General features: G+C 42.2%; 18 protein-coding genes and 1 pseudogene. All 19 read right to left on the bottom strand.

The genetic code is table 11. The features are described from left to right. Window positions 1-296 precede the first annotated feature (296 nt). A complete protein-coding gene (lysS, locus tag R0K30_RS19050) occupies window positions 297-1,796 on the bottom strand; it encodes a lysine--tRNA ligase (RefSeq protein ID WP_099728305.1) in 1,500 nt (499 codons plus the stop codon). Between the two features lie 90 nt (window positions 1,797-1,886). Then, entirely contained in the window at window positions 1,887-2,888 is a 1,002-nt protein-coding gene (dusB, locus tag R0K30_RS19045; RefSeq protein WP_099728306.1) for a tRNA dihydrouridine synthase DusB, read from the bottom strand. Next, window positions 2,881-3,114, bottom strand: a complete 234-nt coding sequence (locus tag R0K30_RS19040; protein WP_034325046.1) for a helix-turn-helix domain-containing protein — start codon at window positions 3,112-3,114, stop codon at window positions 2,881-2,883. Before R0K30_RS19040 ends, dusB begins: the two co-directional genes overlap by 8 nt. Then, window positions 3,066-3,569: a 2-amino-4-hydroxy-6-hydroxymethyldihydropteridine diphosphokinase gene (folK, locus tag R0K30_RS19035; protein WP_230031705.1), complete on the bottom strand. Its 504-nt coding sequence runs from the start codon at window positions 3,567-3,569 to the stop codon at window positions 3,066-3,068. Before folK ends, R0K30_RS19040 begins: the two co-directional genes overlap by 49 nt. Continuing rightward, on the bottom strand, window positions 3,566-3,928 hold the full coding sequence (gene folB / locus R0K30_RS19030; protein ID WP_099728309.1) for a dihydroneopterin aldolase: 363 nt from the start codon (window positions 3,926-3,928) through the stop codon (window positions 3,566-3,568). Before folB ends, folK begins: the two co-directional genes overlap by 4 nt. Continuing rightward, window positions 3,921-4,778: a dihydropteroate synthase gene (gene folP, locus R0K30_RS19025; RefSeq protein ID WP_410612273.1), complete on the bottom strand. Its 858-nt coding sequence runs from the start codon at window positions 4,776-4,778 to the stop codon at window positions 3,921-3,923. The genes folB and folP overlap by 8 nt, the downstream gene beginning before the upstream one ends. Window positions 4,779-4,787: 9 nt before the next feature. Further along, the gene (gene pabC / locus R0K30_RS19020; protein WP_410612271.1) at window positions 4,788-5,636 is read right to left on the bottom strand and encodes an aminodeoxychorismate lyase; all 849 of its coding nucleotides are present in this window, start codon (window positions 5,634-5,636) and stop codon (window positions 4,788-4,790) included. After that, window positions 5,633-6,226, bottom strand: coding sequence for an aminodeoxychorismate/anthranilate synthase component II (gene pabA, locus R0K30_RS19015; RefSeq protein WP_249705141.1), 594 nt, complete (start codon window positions 6,224-6,226; stop codon window positions 5,633-5,635). Before pabA ends, pabC begins: the two co-directional genes overlap by 4 nt. Window positions 6,227-6,239: 13 nt before the next feature. After that, a complete protein-coding gene (locus R0K30_RS19010; RefSeq protein WP_230031702.1) occupies window positions 6,240-7,658 on the bottom strand; it encodes an anthranilate synthase component I family protein in 1,419 nt (472 codons plus the stop codon). A gap of 124 nt (window positions 7,659-7,782) precedes the next feature. Next, window positions 7,783-8,706: a cysteine synthase A gene (gene cysK, locus R0K30_RS19005; protein ID WP_099728314.1), complete on the bottom strand. Its 924-nt coding sequence runs from the start codon at window positions 8,704-8,706 to the stop codon at window positions 7,783-7,785. A gap of 77 nt (window positions 8,707-8,783) precedes the next feature. Next, window positions 8,784-9,692 (bottom strand): peptidyl-prolyl cis-trans isomerase, encoded by a 909-nt coding sequence (locus tag R0K30_RS19000; protein WP_099728315.1) that lies wholly within the window; start codon window positions 9,690-9,692, stop codon window positions 8,784-8,786. 46 nt (window positions 9,693-9,738) lie between these two features. Continuing rightward, window positions 9,739-10,614, bottom strand: coding sequence for an Hsp33 family molecular chaperone HslO (gene hslO, locus R0K30_RS18995; protein ID WP_410612268.1), 876 nt, complete (start codon window positions 10,612-10,614; stop codon window positions 9,739-9,741). Window positions 10,615-10,628: 14 nt separating this feature from the next. Next, the gene (locus R0K30_RS18990; RefSeq protein ID WP_099728317.1) at window positions 10,629-11,405 is read right to left on the bottom strand and encodes a type III pantothenate kinase; all 777 of its coding nucleotides are present in this window, start codon (window positions 11,403-11,405) and stop codon (window positions 10,629-10,631) included. Between the two features lie 358 nt (window positions 11,406-11,763). Beyond that, window positions 11,764-13,665, bottom strand: coding sequence for an ATP-dependent zinc metalloprotease FtsH (gene ftsH / locus R0K30_RS18985; RefSeq protein WP_034325059.1), 1,902 nt, complete (start codon window positions 13,663-13,665; stop codon window positions 11,764-11,766). A 95-nt stretch (window positions 13,666-13,760) separates the two neighbouring features. Further along, window positions 13,761-14,300 carry a hypoxanthine phosphoribosyltransferase gene (gene hpt, locus R0K30_RS18980; protein ID WP_249705140.1) on the bottom strand — a complete coding sequence of 180 codons (540 nt, stop codon included), beginning with the start codon at window positions 14,298-14,300 and terminating at the stop codon, window positions 13,761-13,763. After that, window positions 14,297-15,719, bottom strand: a pseudogene (gene tilS / locus R0K30_RS18975) (tRNA lysidine(34) synthetase TilS). The gene hpt and the pseudogene tilS overlap by 4 nt, the downstream one beginning before the upstream one ends. Before the next feature lie 96 nt (window positions 15,720-15,815). Further along, entirely contained in the window at window positions 15,816-16,826 is a 1,011-nt protein-coding gene (locus R0K30_RS18970) for a protein kinase domain-containing protein (RefSeq protein WP_367308384.1), read from the bottom strand. Next, window positions 16,810-17,547 (bottom strand): vWA domain-containing protein, encoded by a 738-nt coding sequence (locus tag R0K30_RS18965; RefSeq protein ID WP_410612264.1) that lies wholly within the window; start codon window positions 17,545-17,547, stop codon window positions 16,810-16,812. Before R0K30_RS18965 ends, R0K30_RS18970 begins: the two co-directional genes overlap by 17 nt. Window positions 17,548-17,624: 77 nt before the next feature. Then, window positions 17,625-20,108: a stage II sporulation protein E gene (spoIIE, locus tag R0K30_RS18960; protein ID WP_410612262.1), complete on the bottom strand. Its 2,484-nt coding sequence runs from the start codon at window positions 20,106-20,108 to the stop codon at window positions 17,625-17,627. Window positions 20,109-20,305: the final 197 nt, after the last annotated feature.

Genomic DNA, 20,305 nt, shown 5'->3' with positions numbered 1-20,305 from the left:
ATGATGTATCATAGGATTTTTTTATAAAAACTCGAATTAACAGGTACGTTTTGTCTTGTTTAGTTTTCAAAGATCATTTTCATTATCGCTCTTAAGCGACTTTAATATCTTAACATTTCGTATCGGTTAAAGTCAAGAACTTTTTTCGATTTCTTTTTTTAACCTCGCTGCTGTTTTGCGGCAACGAATAATAATATACCACCTTGATTCTTTCCTTGCAATAGTTTTTTTAAAAAAAGTTTCATTTTATGAAAAATAAAAAGCGCCACAGATAAAATGGCGCTTTTATTGATGTATTAACGGTTTCTCATTTGTGGGAAAAGCAGTACATCTCTGATTGATGGAGAATTTGTTAATAGCATGATTAATCGGTCGATACCGATTCCTAGTCCGCCTGTTGGCGGCATTCCATATTCTAACGCTTCAACAAAATCGTCATCCATTAGATGCGCTTCGTCATTTCCTTCTTCACGTTCTTTTAACTGAGCTTCAAAGCGTTCTCTTTGATCGATTGGATCGTTTAGCTCTGTGAATGCATTTGCGTGCTCACGGCGTACGATAAATAGCTCAAAGCGATCTGTGAAGCGAGGGTCTTCTGGGTTTTTCTTAGCTAATGGAGAAATCTCCACTGGGTGTCCGTAAATAAAGGTAGGCTGAACCAATGTTTCTTCTACTTTTTGCTCGAAGAACTCATTGATAATATGACCCACTGTCATGTTTTTCGTAATTTCAATACCGTGATCAGCAGCATGCTGTTTCGCTTCCTCTACAGACATCTCCTGCCAGAAGTCTACACCTGTGGCTTCTTTAACCGCTTCAACCATATGCAGTCTCTTCCATTCAGGTTTTAGATCAATTTCATCTTCTCCATATTGAATTGTTGTTGTTCCTAGTACCTCTTGGGCAATATGAGCAATCAGATTTTCAGTCAGGTTCATGATGTCTTTGTAGTCTGCGTATGCTTCATATAGCTCGATCATTGTGAACTCTGGGTTATGACGAGTAGATACACCTTCGTTACGGAATACGCGGCCAATCTCGTATACTTTCTCTAGACCACCGACAATGAGACGTTTTAAGTGCAGCTCAATCGCAATACGCATATAAAGCGGCATATCAAGTGCATTGTGATGAGTAATGAAAGGACGAGCTGATGCACCACCAGGGATGCTATGCATTGTTGGTGTTTCAACTTCTAAGTATCCCTTAGAATCTAAGTATCTTCTCATTGATTGAATGATTTTGCTTCGCATGATGAACGTCTGCTTACTTTCTGGGTTTACAATCAGGTCAAGGTAGCGCTGACGATAGCGTTGCTCCACATCTTTTAGTCCGTGATATTTATCAGGAAGCGGGCGAAGTGCTTTTGTGAGAACCTCAAAGCCAGTCGCTTTAATTGAAAGTTCTCCCACATTCGTTTTAAATACTGTTCCTGTCACACCAATGATGTCACCTAGATCTGAGCTTTTGAATAATTCGTAAGCTTCTTCTCCTACACTATCTTTACGAACATAGATTTGAATTTGTCCTTCTAAATCTTGAATGTGCGCAAAGCCAGCTTTCCCTTTTCCACGCTTTGTCATCATACGGCCAGCGATTGTCACTTGAGCCGCTTTTTCTTCTAAGTCTTCTTTTGAAAACTCGTCATATTCAGCAATAATTTTCGCAGATTGATGAGAACGGTCATATCGTTCACCAAATGGATCGATACCCTCTTCTCTCATTTTATTCATTTTGTCACGTCTGACTTGGAATTGGTCGTTTAATTCTTCGTTATTAAGCCCTTCATTACTCATTTATATCACTCCAATAATGTATTTTGCAGAGAAAAGCAGAAAAACTGCCAGTACATGCACTAGCAGTGAGCTACAAAAAGAAAGATAGTCTTATCCTACTTTTATTCTTTGAAGCTCTTTTGCCTCGGCTTCGATCGTAAAGTCATCAAGAACTTGTACAAGCTCCGCTCTCGTTTCACTTTGATTGATTTGATTTCTAACGTCTGCGTTTCCTCGGACACCTTTTAAGTACCACGCTGCATGCTTTCTCATTTCTCTGACAGCCACGTGTTCGCCTTTCAGGTCAATGAGTCTGTCTAAGTGAAGTTTGCACACAGACATTTTTTCACGCACGTTTGGTTCTTCTTTCAATTCTCCCGTTTCTAAATAATGAACCGTACGATAAATCATCCACGGGTTTCCTAGTGCGGCTCTTCCGATCATCACAGCATCCACACCGGTTTCATCAAGCATTCGTTTTGCATCTTGAGGGGTTTTGACATCACCATTCCCGATGACAGGGATGGAAACAGATTGTTTTACCTCTTTCATGATATCCCAATTCGCTGTTCCTTCGTACATCTGCACGCGGGTCCGTCCGTGAAGCGCAACCGCTTTTCCGCCTGCTCGTTCAACAGCACGGGCATTGTCGATAGCGAAGATATGGTCTTCGTCCCAGCCCATTCTCATTTTTACCGTAACAGGTTTATCTACAGCTTCTACGACAGCGGAGACCATTTCATAAATCTTGTTTGGATCAAGCAGCCATTTCGCTCCTGCATCACATTTCGTAATCTTCGGTACAGGACAGCCCATGTTGATATCAATAATGTCCGCCGTTGTATGCTGATCTACAAACTTTGCCGCTTCTACGAGTGTGTCCTTTTCTCCTCCAAATATCTGAAGGCTCAAAGGCTTTTCCCGTTCATCAATGTATAGCATACCCATTGTTCTTGCATTGTTGATCAGGATCGCTTTGTCACTGACCATTTCAGCGCAGACTAAGCCCGCTCCAAACTCCTTAACTGTGAGTCTGAAGGCAGAGTTACATACACCAGCCATTGGTGCGAGCACCACTTTGTTTTTAATCTCGATATCTCCGATTTTAAACATCTTTCCCCCTCCTTTCTTCCTCGAGTATTGGTGAAAGTTCTTCCACCGTTATATTTAAAGCATCTGCTATTTGACCAACCATTTGGTTTGTTGGTAATCGATTGCCCCGCTCAATTTCTCCTAAGACAGAGACAGAGATGCCCAGTCTTTTGGCGAACCCTTCCTGAGTATACCCTTTTAGCTTTCGGTATGCACGAATTCTTCTACCCCACATGTCTTTTTCCATATGCTAACACCTTCTTGGTCTGTTACGGCATTTATTTGTACTTCGCCGATTTCTGGGCAAATCTCACTCATCGGAACAAGAACGAATAAACGTTCATACATTCTAGGATGCGGCACTACAAGTTGTTCTGTTTCAATATTTTCACGATTATAAAGTAAAATGTCAAGGTCAGCCGTTCGCGGGCCCCATCTCACTTCCCTTGTTCTGCCTAACTCTTGTTCGATTTTCTGAGTAAGGGCCAGCAGTTCCTCTGGACGGAGCGAGGTGGAAATCTTCACGGCCATATTCAAAAAGTCATCTTGGTCCTCGTAGCCTATGGGTGTTGTTTCATATATAGATGAGATTGACTCCACTTGAACATCTGGGTGTTCGTGCAGTTTTTTGACTGCTTCTTTTAAATAGGTTTCCTTTTTACCTATGTTTGAACCTAAAGCGATATATGCTGTATTGTTCATGTGCGTGATCTCGTCATTTCAATTGCAACGGACTGATAGTGTCCTGGAATTGGCGGGTCTGGCTTGATCACCTTCACTGTACATTCCTGAACTGTCGGAAAGTGCTTTAACACTTGGTTTGCAATTCTTTCTGTCAGCGTTTCAACAAGGTTAACCGGCTCTCCTTCTACAATGCTTTTGCAGATTTGGTAGAGCTCTGCATAGTTGATAGTCTCGTTTAGGTCATCCGTTTGTCCTGCTTTGCTTAAATCAAGTGAAGCTGTTAAGTCCACACGGAATCGCTGTCCTAATTTATTCTCTTCTGCAAACACTCCGTGATATCCATAAAATTCCATTCCATTTACATATACTTTATCGATGATAAGCGCCTCCCTTATTCAGCATGGCATCCATCATTTTTGCCATTCTTGCAACTTCTTTCACATCATGCACACGGACCATCGCACTGCCCTTTTGAATCCCTAGGCAGACCGTGGCACCCGTTCCTTCTGTACGTTCTTCAGGCGGCAGATCTAAGACAGCGCCGATGAATCGTTTTCGAGATGTAGCAAGAAGCAGTGGATAGCCGAGATGGCAAAAATGTTCAAGTTCATTCATCACCATCAGGTTGTCTGTTTTATTTTTTGCAAATCCTACACCTGGATCTAATATAATCATGTCATCACGGACACCCGCTTGTTTGACAATTTGAACACTTTCTTTCAAATCTGCCATCATATCTGGAATCAGATGTGTGTAGTTTCGCTCTGGTCGATTGTGCATTAAGATGATCGGAACATTGTGCTTCGCTGCTACATGTGACATTTGAGGATCGGCTTTTGCTCCCCATACATCATTAATGATGGAGGCTCCAGCTTTCACCGCCTCATCTGCGACATGAGCTTTATACGTATCAATGGAAATAGGCACATCCAATTCTTTTGTGATCTTCTCAATCACAGGTATCACTCTTGAAAGCTCCTCTTGCTCTGAGACAAGTGCCGCTCCCGGCCGAGTCGATTCTCCGCCAATATCGATGATATGCGCTCCATCTTCCATCATCTGCGCTGCATGAGCCAGCGCTTTATCCATTTGATTAAACTTTCCTCCATCTGAAAAAGAGTCAGGTGTGACATTTAAAATGCCCATGACCAATGTCTTTTCTTCATAACTAAGGGTGTGGCGCTTGGCTTGTATGATTTTAGGCTGTTTTATCACTTGTTGTGTCATTGTGTCCACCTACTCTTTATGTTCTAGACGTTCTTTTGTATATTGCGTTCTCAACTTTGTTGAGATCGTTCGGTTATTTTTCGGCAAGACGATTTCTCCTATACGCCTGAAAGGCACAATCCCCTGAACAGAATTGGTCATCCATGCTTCATCAGCTGAGAGCAGATGTGAGACTGGGTACCGTCCTTCTATAAGCAAGATCCCCAGCGCGTGAAGCGTTTCTATACAATATCGACGGGTTACCCCACTTAAGATACCTGTATCAAGTGACGGTGTATAGATCACATCTTCTTTTCGCCAAAATACATTCGAGGTAATTCCTTCTGCCACATCATCTTCTTTTGTTAAAAAGATGCCTTCTATCGATGGGTCGTTCCCTACTTCTCTTTTAGCCAGCAGGTTGTTCATATAATGATGAGACTTGAGGCGCCTTGGACCTTCTGGTGTGTTTCTCCTCGTTTGAAGAAAGATTCCCTGCTTTTCATCTAGTAGAGACTCCGGCCGGAATGGAGAGATCATCACAAAAACGACAGGCTCTTCATAAGGGTCTGCAGAAAATCCATTGCCTCTGCCCGCAGAGACATTGAAGCGAATCCTCGCACGACCATCGGCTATATGGTTTTGATTCAGTAAGGTATGAATGATGTCGAGTACAAATGGTTTCTCTATTGTGGATTCGATGCAAAGGTCACGTAACGATTGATTGAGCCTTTCAAGATGCCAATCTAACAGGAAGACTTGTCCTGCCAGGCTGGTAAATGTTTCGAATACACCGATGCCATATAGAAATCCATGATCAAAAGGAGAAAGAGTCGCGTCTTTCTCCTCTATATACTGACCGTTCAGATAAATGATCATGCGTTTACTTCATGCCCCTCTTTACGATAGGTTTCAATGAAATTCTTGAGCATTTCTTTTCCGAAGGAAGTCATAATCGATTCAGGATGGAACTGAACACTTTCAATTGGCAGTTCTTTATGGCGAATGGCCATGAGCTCGCCTTCCTTCGTGCTAGCTGTTGCGACAAAGCACTCCGGCAGCGTCTCGTTTTTGACAATTAATGAATGATACCTCGTTGCGACGAGCGGATTTTGGAGTCCAGTGAAGACACCTTTGCCGTCATGTTCGATCTCTGACGTTTTACCATGCATTAACCGCTCTGCGCGAATCACATCTCCGCCAAAGACTTGTGCGATAGATTGATGACCTAAACACACACCGAAGATCGGTATCTTTCCGGCAAAATGCTTGATCGCCTCCATACTAATTCCCGCTTCATCAGGACTGCATGGTCCTGGAGAAATCATCAGAAAGTCTGGCTTGAGCTGTTCGATTTCTTGAATTGTTACTTGATCATTCCGTTTCACAATCAATTCTTCTCCAAGCTCACCTAAATACTGGACCAGGTTGTACGTAAATGAATCATAATTATCAATCATTAATATCATACTCTGCTCACCTCTAACTCAAAATAGTCTCTTCTTTGCTCAGCTGTAATGCTTTTTTTACTGCATAGGCTTTTTTAATGGATTCTTTATATTCGTGCTTTGGTACAGAATCAATCACAATACCGGCACCTGACTGCATAAAGGCTTTGCCCTCTGTACAGTACGCAGTACGAATGACGATATTAAAGTGCATATCTTGATTGAATCCAAACCAGCCTATAGATCCAGTATAAAGCCCACGTCTTGTTGGCTCAAGTTCTTCTATGATTTCCATCGTTCTCACTTTTGGAGCACCTGTGATCGTTCCGCCTGGGAATACAGCATGCATGACATCTACTGCATCACATTCAGCACGCAGCTCCCCTTGTACATTGGATACAATGTGCATCACGTGTGAATATTTCTCAATCGCCATAAACTCGTTCACCTGCACGGAGCCGTAAGTGGACACGCGACCAAGGTCATTTCGCTCAAGATCAACGAGCATCACATGCTCCGCGCGTTCTTTTTCATTTTCAATGAGTTCTTTTGCCAGCGCTTGATCCTCAGCGTCGTCCTTGCCTCGTGACCTTGTGCCAGCAATCGGTCTTGTTTCTAGTTGAATGCCTTTTTTCTTAATCAGCAGCTCTGGAGATCCACAAACAATCTGAAAATCTGGTGTGTGCAGATAAGACATATAAGGAGATGGGTTCACCTGACGTAATGTTTTGTATAAATCATACGGGTGAGTATGGAGCTGTTCATCTTGTCTGATGGATAGGTTCACTTGGAACACATCACCGTTTGCGATATATTGCTTAATTTTCTCTACTGCTTCTCCGAAGGTTTCTTCAGTAAAAGGTGCAGCTGGCACAAATTCTGAAGAAGTTACGCTGACAGGTGAGTGTACTGATTCTTCTGAAGAGCTTGTCCAGCTTAGCTTCAATTCCTCCAACCTTCGATGAGCTTCACTCACAGGTTCCTCTCCCTCTGTGTGAGTAATGAGCCATAACATATCTTTTTCGTGATCAAAGACCGCGACATCATTAAACACGAGGAAATACAGGTCAGGTGTCTTGAGATCATCGATTGACAGCATTTTAAAATGCTCGATATACCTTGCATAGTCATAGCTTAAAAATCCAATCGCTCCGCCTTGAAAGTCAGGGTAATCCTCGTTCGTTTCGGTTTGGAGGGTTTGAAACCAATCAGCAAAGGCTCTGAATGGGTCACCTTCTTTAAACAGCACCTCATCTTGATAATGGATGGTTGTCATCCCGTCTTTCCCTTTTGCTTTAGCAATCGGGTGAATTCCAGCAATGCTATATGTTCCGCCGCGTGCACTTTCAAGAAGGACATGGTGTGTTTCACTTGCAGCTAGTTGTTCGTATCTTTTCAAGAATGCATCTTTCGTAAAAGGAATTTTGATGCCCATCGGCCTGCGTTGTGTCATGTTATCATCCTTTTTCATTTTCATTAATCTTATTGTAATGCAATCCATTTTATTTAGAAAATAGTATTTGCTTTCCATCTTCAGAATTCATGAAAAAACCCCAGCAAATGCTGGGGCCTAACGTTTAATCGAATTGATATAGAGGTGTACTGAGGTAACGCTCACCATTACTTGGGATGATCGCTAACACTTTTTTCCCTTTACCAAGCTTCTTCGCTGTTTGAAGAGCTGCATAAATGGCGGCTCCTGAGGAAATACCGCCAAGAATTCCTTCCTCTTTTGCTGCCTTTCTTGCAAGCTCAAATGCATCTTCGTTTCTTACTTGGATAATGCCGTCATATACTTCCGTATTCAAGATGGATGGAACAAACCCTGCTCCAATCCCTTGAATTTTATGCGGACCTGGCTTTCCTCCTGATAATACTGGGGAATCTGTAGGCTCTACCGCATAAAGTTGAATAGATGGGATGGCTTCTTTTAGGACTTCACCAGCCCCTGTAATCGTACCGCCCGTACCAACACCTGCAATAAACGCATCAAGCTCGCCATCAAACTGATCAAGAATTTCCTTCCCAGTTGTACGGCGGTGAATCTCAGCATTGGCTTCGTTGTTAAACTGCTGAGGCATGAAATAACCATGCTCTTCTGCCAGTTCTTCCGCTTTTTTGATGGCACCTTTCATTCCTTCTGCACCTGGTGTTAATACAAGCTCTGCACCGTAAGCGCGTAAAAGGTTGCGTCGCTCCTGACTCATTGTTTCCGGCATAACCAAAATCGCATTGATTCCTTTAGCAGCCGCTACCATCGCAAGACCGATTCCCGTGTTTCCACTTGTTGGCTCAATAAGCGTGTCGCCAGCTTTTAATGTACCTTTCGCTTCAGCATCTTCGATCATGGCTAACGCAATACGATCTTTCACACTGCTGCCCGGGTTCATATATTCAAGTTTCAAGTAGACATCTGCACTGCCTTCTTCTACTAAACGGTTTAATTTAACGACTGGTGTATTTCCTATTAGTTCAAAAACTGAATTTGCAATACGAGCCATCACTAACACCTCTATCTCCGAGTAATTTTATTGTATTAATATTAAATTATCAATTTCAAAAAATTTTGTCAATGATTTTAGTCCTGCTCTCCATCGTAAAACCATGTGACTTTTGCTTCTTTCCACAGGGTTTTGACATTCGCCTTTTCACCTAGATCTTCCATGGCGATCTGTCTTTTGATCTGATCTTTGACTTCTTCATAAGAGAAGGAGCGGCCATTTAATTTTTCTTTTAATTGGATGATGGCATACCCGTTTTTGGTCTCAATCGGCTCTTTCGTCCATTCATCTGGCTGAAGCTTTTGAGCTTCTTGTATGTATAGAGCTGGGATACTCTCTTGCTCTTCTGTCACAAAACCAAGATCTCCGCCGTAGGGTGAAGTGTAGCGGTCGATCGAGCGTTCAGCTGCCACGGCTTCGAAACTAGATCCGCCTTTTAAATCTTTCAACACGTTTTCAGCCTCGTCCTTTGTCTTAACGACAATATGACGAATACGGTATGAATCATCATATTGATATAAGTCCTTGTTTTTTTCATAAAAGGCTTTGGCTTCTTTTTCAGAAACAACGGCATCTCTCGTTAAGAGCTGTTCTAATAAAATTTGATAACGAATCTGTTCTTTCCATTCCTTTTCACTTGTATGTCCATCTTCGTAGAAATTATTAGAAACCGCTTTAAGCATCAGTAATTCACGATTGATCTCTTTTGAAGACACCTCTAGCTTGTTTTCCTTCGCAAGCTGATTGACTACCTTCTGATTGATCATTTGTTCAAGTGTTGCCTTTCCGTAGCGGTCTTCCATCTTCTTTAACCATTCTTGACGCGTAACCTTCTCTTTTCCAATGGACGCAATTTCTTCACCGTTCTTCCCGTTTGAGGAAGCCTGCGACATTTGCGATTTTGTTAGTACATATGCAATGACAACGGCATTGATCATGAGCAAAACGAGGATAAATGTCCATACCACTCTTGCTTTTAGTCTCATCTTTCGTCTCCTTTCCATCCTAAAAAGAAAACCCGCTGCTGAGAGCTTAGCGGGTTATTTCTTCACGTAGCTCTTCTAGCTCTTCTTTTGTAAATACATACGTTTCGTTACAAAAATGGCATTGAGCTTCTGCTTGTCCGTCTTGTTCAATCATATCTTCAATTTCGGCTTTTCCTAAGCTGATAATGCCATTAGCAAACCGTTCTTTTGAGCAGTTACAAGAGAATTCGACAGGTACAGTTTCTAAAATTTGAGGTTTTTCACCAAGAACTTCTTCTAAAATTTCTTCTGGTGTCATCCCTTTTTCAATGAGTTTCGAAATCGGTTCAATTGTGGATAAACGTTTTTCTAATCTTTCAATGACTGCATCTTCTGTTCCAGGCAGCAATTGAATGATGAAACCGCCTGCCGAGAGGATAGAGTTGTCTGGATTGACAAGGACGCCTACGCCTACAGAGGAAGGCACTTGCTCAGAAGAGACGAGGTAATAAGTGAAGTCATCTCCAATTTCACCTGAGACGATTTCTGTTTGTCCTGTAAAGTGGTCTTTCAGCCCAATATCTTTCACAACACTTAATGTTCCTGTTGTTCCAACTGCACGTCTGACATCCAGCTTGCCATGTTCGTTTAAATCAAAGTGAACTTGTGGGTTTGAGACATATCCGCGAACCTGACCTTTTGCATTTCCATCAGCGATGATGGCTCCGATTGGTCCACCGCCTTCAATTTTGACAGTTAACTTGTTCTCGCCTTTGAGCATGGCTCCCATCATAACTGTAGCCGTCATGGTTCTCCCAATCGCTGCTGACGCAGTTGGCCACGCATGGTGTCTCCTTTGTGCTTCGTTGATTGTATCTGTTGTGTTTGCAGCATATGCACGGACTTTACCGTCATATGCTAACGCTTTAACTAAGTAATCCATTCGATTTAAACCTCCTATAGTACACCGACACGATTACGTTCATAAATTAATTGGAGTCCTTTTAATGTTAAGAACGGATCGACCATATCAATACAGTCTGATTCATTTCCAATCAATGTAGACAAGCCACCAGTTGCAATGACTTTCGGTGTTTGTTTGGCTTGCTGCTTCATCCGTTTCACTATTCCCTCTACTTGTCCAACATATCCATAAAGGATACCTGATTGCATCGCACTGATGGTGTTTTTTCCAACGATGTGATCTGGGCGGACGATTTCAATTCTCGGCAGCTTAGCCGCTCTTGTATATAAAGCCTCCGTTGAGATGGTAATACCCGGTGCAATTGCTCCACCCATGTATTGTTTTTGTTCATTGATATAGCAGTAGGTTGTCGCTGTTCCAAAGTCTACCACAATGAGAGGCGCCCCATATAGGTGAATGGCCGCCACCGCATTGACAATTCGATCAGCGCCGACTTCCTTTGGGTTGTCGCACATAATGTTTAGTCCAGTCTTCATCCCAGGCCCTACAATTTGGGGTGTAATGTGAAAGTACTTTTCGCACATTCTTTCTAGTGCAAACATCATTGGCGGGACCACAGAGGAGATGATAATACCTTCTATTTGGTCAAACATCAGCCCTACATAGTCAAATAAAGACCGGATGGACATACCAAATTCATCTTCTGTTTTATGACGGCTTGTTTCAATTCGCCAATGGTAATTTAGATCGCCATTATGATAAACACCTAAAACGGTATTTGTGTTTCCTACATCTATCACGAGTAACAACTTCATCACCACTTTGAATAGTTTCTCAAAAAGATCATTTTTCGACTTTCTATCATACCATACACGAATCGAGTTCCATTTGTAAACAATTCGAAACCGATCCATTCATGAATCGAAATAAAAAAAAGCTGCCAGTGATCCCGGCAGCTTTCACAGAAGGAGATTAGATCTCCTCCAGCGTGTAGACAAACTCTCGCATTCGTTGTCAGTCCTGCGCGCCGGTGCTCACGAATGTCAATTCGCTCCGCTCCGGTACTCGTCCTTCCTAGACTTCAAAGGTTTTCTATCACGCTGAAAAGAAGACAAAGGGCTAAAATAAAGTTCATTTTAGCCCTTTGTCAACAATCTGAGAAGGAGATTAGATCTCCTCATCTTCTTTTTTCTTGATGTTCACTTTCACATCATCGTTTTTCTCTTCGTCATCCGCGTATATACGCTCTGGAAGCTTTCCAGTTTCGTAAAGAGATTTAATTTGCTCAGCATCTAATGTTTCAACTTCTAGAAGAGCTTGTGCGATGATTTCTAGCTTATCTTTATTCTCAGTGAGAATTTGTTTCGCACGTTCGTAGCTGTCCTTGATGAAACGCTGAATTTCTTGGTCAATCTCGTAAGCAATGGCTTCACTATAATTCGGTTCGTTGTTAAAATCACGGCCAAGGAACACTTGACCACCTTGTGCTTGACCGAACTGAAGCGGACCAAGCTTATCAGACATACCGAACTCAGTAACCATTTTTCTTGCAATGCCTGTTGCACGCTGGAAGTCATTGTGAGCGCCTGTGCTTACTTCACCAAACGTAATTTCCTCTGCAACACGACCGCCGAGTAAGCCGACAATTTTATCAAGAAGTTCTGGCTTCGTTTGGAAATAACGATCTTCTCTTGGAAGCATGACCGCATATCCACCTGCCTGACCACGAGGAACGATCGTTACTTTATGCACCATATCCGCTTCGTCTAGGATAAGTCCAATGACAGTATGACCCGCTTCATGGTAAGCCACGATATTACGTTCTTTCTTCGAAATGACGCGGCTTTTCTTCGCCGGTCCAGCGATAACACGGTCAGTCGCTTCGTCGATATCACGCATATCGATTTTCTTTTTGTTATGACGGGCAGCAACTAGCGCTGCTTCGTTTAGTAAGTTCTCAAGATCTGCTCCAGAGAAACCTGGTGTTCTGCTTGCAATGGCTTTCAAGTTGACTGTATCATCAAGCGGTTTGTTTTTCGCATGAACCTTCAGTACTTCTTCACGACCAATGACATCTGGGCGGTCAACCGTAATTTGACGGTCAAAACGTCCCGGACGCAGCAATGCAGGGTCTAAAATATCTGCACGGTTCGTCGCAGCGATGATAATAATTCCTTCGTTGGCACTAAAACCATCCATTTCAACAAGAAGCTGGTTCAGCGTTTGTTCACGCTCATCATGACCGCCGCCAAGACCTGCTCCACGCTGACGACCAACTGCATCAATCTCATCAATAAAGATTAAGCACGGTGCATTCTTTTTCGCATTTTCGAACAAATCACGTACACGTGATGCACCGACACCGACGAACATCTCGACGAAGTCAGAACCACTAATGCTGAAGAAAGGAACGCCTGCTTCTCCTGCAGATGCTCTCGCAAGCAATGTTTTACCTGTACCTGGAGGTCCTACTAGTAAAACCCCTTTAGGGATTCTTGCGCCAAGCTCCGCAAATTTACGCGGATCCTTCAGGAATTCTACCACTTCTACAAGCTCTTGCTTTTCTTCATCTGCACCGGCCACATCTTTAAATTTCACACGCTTCTTCTCTTCTGTGTAAAGCTTTGCCTTACTTTTACCAAAGTTCATGACTCGGCTTCCACCGCCCTGAGCTTGGTTCAATAAGAAGAAGAACAGAATAAAGATGATGATAAACGGAATGATGGTTGTCAGAACTTGCAGCCATCCATTTGTTTCAGGTGCTGGTTCTACTTTTACATCTGTATTCTTCAGTGCACTGTAAATTTGGTCAACACCTTGACCATCTGGAACATGGGTAATGAAGTATTCATCTTTCTTCGCGCCATCTAATTGACCACGAATTTCATAAACCCCTCTTACAGGCTGGATGGAGATGCTCTCCACTTTTCCCGCACTTAAATTTTGCGAAAATTTGCTGTAAGACATGTTCTCAGGCTTTTGATTAGGGGATCCTAGCCAACTAACAACCCCTATTACAAGTAATAAAATAAGTATATAAAAAATCGTATTACGAAAAACCCGATTCATTCCTTACCTCCTCCCACAGTAAGCACAACTATGTTCAATAGTATCATAGAAAATCATTCCAATACAACCAATAACCTCATGTATACGTATGCTGATTAGCCTTCGTAAACAGATGGTTTTAACACTCCAATATACGGGAGGTTTCGGTAACGTTCAGCGAAATCCAATCCATAGCCGACAACAAATGCATCTGGCACTTCAAATCCAACATAATCTGCTTTGATGTCTGCTTTGCGACCGCTCGGTTTATCAAGCAATGTCACAATTTTAATGGAGTTTGCTTTACGGTATCGGAAAAGCTCTACCAGATAACTCAAAGTTAACCCACTGTCGATGATATCTTCCATAATTAGAATATCTCTTCCTTCAACAGAAGTATCTAGATCCTTAATGATCTTCACTTCTCCAGAAGATACGGTAGACTTGCCATAGCTAGATACATCCATAAAATCAAGCTCTAAATATGTATCAATGTGTTTGATCAGGTCTGCCATGAATGGAAGAGCCCCTTTCAAAACACCAATAGCCAGGGGAAATTTACCATCATAATCGCTGGTTAATGTTGCACCCAGTTCCTTCACTTTTTTCTGGATCTCTTCTTCTGAGATCAAAATCTTTTCAATATCTTGTTTCATGCTTTTGCTTGCCCCCTACAAATTTTCGTGCTGTCTATATTGTAATACAATGAGATCGCTGTTTGTCATATCAATTTCTTCAAAAACGGATTTTTTCAGACCTGGGATCCAGAGGATTTGATGATCCGAGTCAGTGACGATCGGCCAGCTGTCTCTTTCTGCAAGAGGCACTTTTTTATCAATAAATATATCCTTCACCTTTTTTGATCCATTCATCCCTTTAAGTTTGATTCGATCACCATTTTTTCGTGAGCGAATGATCAAAGGGAGACGAACATGATCTTTTTGAAGCAAGAAAAAATAGTTCCCGTTCCGTGCATCCTTCGGAATATGATTTGATACCACAATAGAATGTCCATTCGGGAGAAAAAGCTCCTCTCCCATCTCAACCTTTAAGTGATGAGCATAGGACTGATCTAATCCAAGCGATCGTTCAAAGGTAAACATACAGTGATCATAAGACTTGACAGCTTGTAAACCCTTTGGCAAATCTAATGATCCAGACGGTTGTTCCGTATGAGATAACCAGTCCAAAGTCCCTAGAATATGCTGATTTGAAAACGCTGATTGAGTGTTTTCATAAAGATAGTTTAATATTAGTTGAATGCCTCTTCTTTGTAAAGGCAAAGGCAGGTCAAGCAAAGGCTTCGTTTTGATATCGATTTTCTTAGGCGTGTGACTGATCATCACATGGTTCATTTGTTCCTTTGTTAATGCCTGCAAGTATTGCTCATCCTCAGTCAGCATGTCACTTACAAACTGAAAGCTTTCATGTACATGAGGCGCCTCTTCTTTTAACACGGGAAGAATGTATCTTCTTATCCGGTTTCTCAAGTAGTCATCTGTGTGATTGCTTTGATCAATGACATAGGGAACATGTTCTTTTTCACAAGCTTTTAGCACGTCGTCCTTAGAATATCCAATCAGCGGACGAATCAGCCACCCTTCTTGAAAAGGGCGTTTTGCTTGAATACCTGCGAGTCCTATTCCAACAGTCCCTCTCGTCAGCTTCATCATCATTGTTTCTACTTGGTCGTCTCCATGATGTGCAAGCGCTATAAATTGAGCGTTGTACTGCTCCATCAATTGACGAAAGAAAGCATATCTGCACTCTCTTGCAGCTGCCTGTTTGTTTAAGTGATTTTCTTTTGCATATTGGGTCACCTGTATGCGGGCCGATTCAAAAGCGATCTCTTGCTCCTTGCAGTAAGCCTCAACAAATGCCAAATCAGCAAAGGATTCTTCTCCTCTGAACATGTGATCTACATGGGCTGCAATCAGCTGAAAGGAACCCTTTCGACGCTTGTTTAGTTCATGCAGCAAGAGCATGGAATCCGGTCCGCCGGAAACCCCGACAATGACTGTCGTATTTTCAAGGAAAACATCATGTTTTTTCAAAAAAGATTCAATTCTATTCACAACTGCCTCCTCACAAAGAGCAGGTAATTTAAAGATATACATATCCTATCACTTTCAGTAGCTCCAAGCAAAGAAGAAGCCTGCTTTTTTACAGCTCTACAACAGGAATAAAACCACATATGCACAGTAAAGGGCGAGTACACTGCACACGATGAGAATGGTTTCAAAAAGACCGCCTGACTTTTTACGTACTGACGTTCTTTTTTTTGCCGCAGCAACTCGCGATTGTGAAGTCACCTGTTGATTTTGACTAACAGCAGGCTTTGACCTGTTTTTTTGTGTTTGCTTCTTTTGAGGTGTTTTTCTTGAAGTAAGCAGCTGTCCTTCTTTCAGCATAGCACTTTTCATATCTCCCGCTGATTGGTACTTACCTTGAAGGGCTGCCTTCAACACCCTCTCATATCGCTTTAATAAAGGATGCCCTTCAATCGCTCGATAAAGCTGCTTTTCTGGTTCTGCCCCTTTTTTGAATTCCTTTTTATACGCACAATTCACCATGACCATACTTAAGGCAAATAAATCATAAGATGGTTCTGCCTTTCTTGTACCGAATCCCCAGTAGCCTCGATCAAAAAACTCGGTATACTCCTTGATTGCCCTACCTGCCTTCGTCGTTCCTCCAACGTCGATACATCGAATAGTGGCTGGAGGACCCGAAACGATGAGATTATCCGGCTTCAAGTCCCCAAATATCCAGCCTTCCTTATGTAAATGAGCCAAGTTAGACAAAAGCTGAATCATTAAGACGACGATCCACTCATCACCTTTTTGTTTAACGAACTCGAGCAGCAGCGGGCCTCTGACATACTCCATCACATAAAACGAACGCTTTTGAGACATGCCAGGATAAATAACATCATCCATATCATAAAAAGAAGGCCCCATGGTTTTCACAGGAGCCTTTGAAAAGGATTTTAATACATTGACTTCAGATGCAATAAGCATACTGTCATCACTCACTTTAAGGGCCACTTGCCCGTTTGGCGATTCGGCCAGATAGACAACACCGTTCGCCCCTTTTCCCAGCTCTTTTACAATGCGGTAATGATGGTGGTGCCATTTCCCTTTAATCACCGTGCCTAGCGGGATGTTAGAAGCCGAATTCATCATCATGCTCTTCCTTTGCTTCAAGCAGCCCTTTACGTGAACGAACTGATTTGAAATGCTGGAGTGCTTCTCGGAGTGCTGGTCCAGTCGGAGTAATTCCTCCAGTCGTCAGCTTTGGGAAAATAGATGATAACCAATCGAATCGAGGCGTCCAATTCAACACAATTTCTGCATCTGAGTTTTTCCCGGGAAATACACACATCCCAAACTGATTTTCACCAATTCTTGAATTTAAACTAATGGAGAGATCGATGAGTGCTTCTTTGACAGTCGGCAGCTTCGGTTTCATGCTTGCACTTGTATCAACAAGCACTAGCACTTGAAGATGAACAGTCTCCCCTAGCTCATCGACAACCTCCATCACTTCTCCACGCTTATCAGGCGGAAGCTCTTCAATTTCTGTATCTTTGCCGAGTATTTGCTGCAATTCTTTATTGACGACACCTTGCAATGTTTGTGTCATTGCCTTTTTTGTGACCATTTGTACCGTTTGAGACAATTGCTGTACGTAGACAACCTGATGGATGCCTCCGCCTGCGAGAGCAATCCCCTCTACTTCTTTCATCGCTTCATGATCGTGTCTGTTTTCTTCCATAATGCCAATGACATTGACTGTAATCCCCTGTTCCTTTGCCAATGAGGCAATCGCAAGTGGATCTTCCCCGTGATTTGAGCAGCCATCTGTAATCAATAAGATTTGGTTTACGTGACCTTTTCGCATCTTCATTCCTCCTGGGATTGTAACTGAATGCTTATATCCCCCATCATCGCCAGAAGAAATTCATATTATACGATATTTTAAGAAATCTCTTGTTTCTCAAGATAGAATGTACCAGTCGGAATGGATGCCCATTTTGGCGTGTTGTGATCGAGCCTAATGACAACAACCGTCATATCGTCGTCAATTTGACCCGCTCTTGTTCGAATGACCTCTTCCATTAATAAATCAGCAATCTCTTGCGGATCTTCTGTTTCAAAGCTTTTCATTTTCCGCTTCACCCATAGATCATGATTTTCAATATGCTTTGGTCCTTCAAAAATGCCATCGCTCATCATAATGAGCAGATCTCCTGCCTTCATCTGTTCGCTCACAACTTCCACTTCGAACTCATCAATAATCCCAATCGGCAAGTTACTAGCTTGTACCTTCATCACCTGATCACCCCGTTTAATAAAGCTAGGGGTTGAACCAATCTTTAGGAACTTACAGCTCGCATCCTGTAAATCAATGATTGATAAATCTAATGTTGAGTAGATTTCATCAGTCGTCCGTAAAGATAAAATACTATTAATGGTCTTGATCGCCACTTTTTCATTGATACCAGACGCCAATATTTTTTCTAACAGCTTAATCGTTTCATTGCTTTCAAAATGAGCCCTTGCTCCATTTCCCATCCCATCACTAATTGCTGCGGCATATTTACCCGCTCCCAGCTCCATCATGCTGTAGCTGTCTCCAGATACTAAGCCTCCGCCCTTCGCTGCATGCGCTACGCCTGTAGTGACTCGATACGATTTTGCAGAACCAAACACAACATGACAATAGCCTGTTGGATGCTCTGCGCACTGCTCTGCTTTTACTAAAATCTGTTCTTCTAAAATATCTGAGAGCATTGGAGCGATGATTTTTTCACATTCCCCATGACCTTGGCAATATGGAATTCGCATTTCTATATCGACATTCCCCTGCTCCAAGCTATAGATTTCTACTTGCTGAATTTCAATTCCAAAGTGCTGAAGCGCTTCTATCATCTGCTCTTCCTGAATAAAATGCTGTTCTCTTTCCCTTTTTATTTCCCGGGAAAAATCCTCCATCACTTGTGAGACACCCATCAGCTGTTCTGCCACAAGGCGCCTGCTGTCTTGGACCTTTTTCTTAAGTGTCTGATTTGCTTTGTAGTAAGCGATCTCCTCTTCGATCAATTCCTCGACATGTTTTGATTTTGAGCAGTGCTGGCTAAATTTCTTTTTCAATTTCCGGTTATGCTCATACGTTTTTTCATCAGATTCATGCATAACTTGTTTCATCAGTTCATAGGTTGTATCAAAGTTCTGCACCCAGCATTTATTTTTCTTATAGCACGTTTGACAGGATCGTTCTGTGATCGTACTTAAAAAAAGATCTACATCCTCTTCCTGCTTCTTCTCTTCAGGAATGGAATCATAAAATGTTGCAAAACTCTCAGACAGCGCATGAAATACATTCGAGAATTGATCTACTTTTTTTGCTGTCACATCTCGTACTTTCCGGGCATATTGCTGCTGTTCCTGTACATGCTCTACCGTACCAGGGATATATTTCGCCACCTTAGAGGTCACTGATTGTGGCGTGAGCAGAAACAGTGCAACAGCAATGAGTGATTCATATAGCGTGGTCACGAGACCTGCTGATCCTTCCCCGTACAGTGAAATGAGCAAGGAACCCACAATTAAACCGATGGCTGCTCCTGCTTTCTTTCCCTCTTTGAGCAACCCGCCTAATAAGCCTGAAAAGGCAAGAAGACTCATCTGATACAGGTTTCCAATGTTGGCGAGACCGAGAATTAAACCTGTCACGACACCAACCGTACACCCAATACTAGCTCCGCCAATAAAGGCAAAGGTAAGCACTACATAACGCGACAAAATATGCTCCGCCTGCATTCCTTGAAAGGAAATGCCCGCTAAGCCTGTTAAAACCGAAGCAATTAAAATCATAAAACATATGATTTCTTCGACCTTTAAGGAGTGTTTGATTTTCCTGACTGTAAAAATGGGTAGACTTTGAAGAAAAATCAATGTCAATATGAAGGCAAGTCCTGCTTCAACGCCTGCCATGACGTAATCGTAGCTTTGCACAGCGCCTTGCTCTAGGTAAACAAAAGCCCCTCGGGTGATCAGCATCGAAAGAACAATCACAACCGGCAATGTTTTCACTGGATCTTTGATGATGAAAGAAACAACTTTTGACATGAGGAGAAACACGATCAATGACGCAAATACAAATAATGCATTTTGAGGTGATATGGTCATCGCCCCAGCGAGTAAAGCAAGACAAGCGAGCATCGCCTTATCTCTTTTAATGAGCAGCATGGAACCAAAGAAAGGCAAAGCAAACGGCATAATCTCAGATAAAATAAAGGCTCGTCCTAATAAAAAGCCGAGAACAGCATAAATAAACCCTTTATAGAAAAAAAGAGAATGCGTATGATGAAGAAACAGATTTTTCATCTTTTTCAAACCTGCACTGATTCTTTCAAAGCCCGCTCCTGTTAAATCAGTTCTTCTTTCTAGTTTTTCCATCTTCTCATCCCCCACCTGATATTCTTTGTTTGTCATTATAGCGAAGGTGAAAAAGAAATTTTGTCAAAAGAAGTTGTCGTTTCCATAAAACGTTCGACTCTTTATTCGTCAAAGAGGCATACTTTCATGAAAGTCGATGTCTTTCATCAGAATTTTACGAAAGCACAAAAAACAGCTTTCCTATAGAAAGCTGCTCG

The organism is Bacillus sp. SIMBA_154 (assembly GCF_046536015.1).
GTDB lineage: Bacteria > Bacillota > Bacilli > Bacillales > Bacillaceae > Bacillus > Bacillus pumilus_P.
The sequence above is the reverse complement of the archived record's forward strand: the minus strand, read 5'-3'. Positions and strand labels throughout refer to the sequence as shown.

What these genes read in the sequence shown, in the direction of transcription:
- lysS (WP_099728305.1), bottom strand. Translation starts at nt 1,796, where the DNA reads ATGAGTAATGAAGGGCTTAATAACGAAGAATTAAACGACCAATTCCAA.
- R0K30_RS18965 (WP_410612264.1), bottom strand. Translation starts at nt 17,547, where the DNA reads ATGCGAAAAGGTCACGTAAACCAAATCTTATTGATTACAGATGGCTGC.
- hpt (WP_249705140.1), bottom strand. Translation starts at nt 14,300, where the DNA reads ATGAAACAAGATATTGAAAAGATTTTGATCTCAGAAGAAGAGATCCAG.
- folK (WP_230031705.1), bottom strand. Translation starts at nt 3,569, where the DNA reads ATGAACAATACAGCATATATCGCTTTAGGTTCAAACATAGGTAAAAAG.
- pabC (WP_410612271.1), bottom strand. Translation starts at nt 5,636, where the DNA reads ATGATCATTTATCTGAACGGTCAGTATATAGAGGAGAAAGACGCGACT.
- dusB (WP_099728306.1), bottom strand. Translation starts at nt 2,888, where the DNA reads ATGTTTAAAATCGGAGATATCGAGATTAAAAACAAAGTGGTGCTCGCA.
- R0K30_RS18970 (WP_367308384.1), bottom strand. Translation starts at nt 16,826, where the DNA reads ATGAATTCGGCTTCTAACATCCCGCTAGGCACGGTGATTAAAGGGAAA.
- R0K30_RS19010 (WP_230031702.1), bottom strand. Translation starts at nt 7,658, where the DNA reads ATGACACAACGCAGGCCGATGGGCATCAAAATTCCTTTTACGAAAGAT.
- ftsH (WP_034325059.1), bottom strand. Translation starts at nt 13,665, where the DNA reads ATGAATCGGGTTTTTCGTAATACGATTTTTTATATACTTATTTTATTA.
- R0K30_RS19000 (WP_099728315.1), bottom strand. Translation starts at nt 9,692, where the DNA reads ATGAGACTAAAAGCAAGAGTGGTATGGACATTTATCCTCGTTTTGCTC.
- hslO (WP_410612268.1), bottom strand. Translation starts at nt 10,614, where the DNA reads ATGGATTACTTAGTTAAAGCGTTAGCATATGACGGTAAAGTCCGTGCA.
- R0K30_RS19040 (WP_034325046.1), bottom strand. Translation starts at nt 3,114, where the DNA reads ATGGAAAAAGACATGTGGGGTAGAAGAATTCGTGCATACCGAAAGCTA.
- folP (WP_410612273.1), bottom strand. Translation starts at nt 4,778, where the DNA reads ATGACACAACAAGTGATAAAACAGCCTAAAATCATACAAGCCAAGCGC.
- spoIIE (WP_410612262.1), bottom strand. Translation starts at nt 20,108, where the DNA reads ATGGAAAAACTAGAAAGAAGAACTGATTTAACAGGAGCGGGCTTTGAA.
- pabA (WP_249705141.1), bottom strand. Translation starts at nt 6,226, where the DNA reads ATGATATTAATGATTGATAATTATGATTCATTTACGTACAACCTGGTC.
- cysK (WP_099728314.1), bottom strand. Translation starts at nt 8,706, where the DNA reads ATGGCTCGTATTGCAAATTCAGTTTTTGAACTAATAGGAAATACACCA.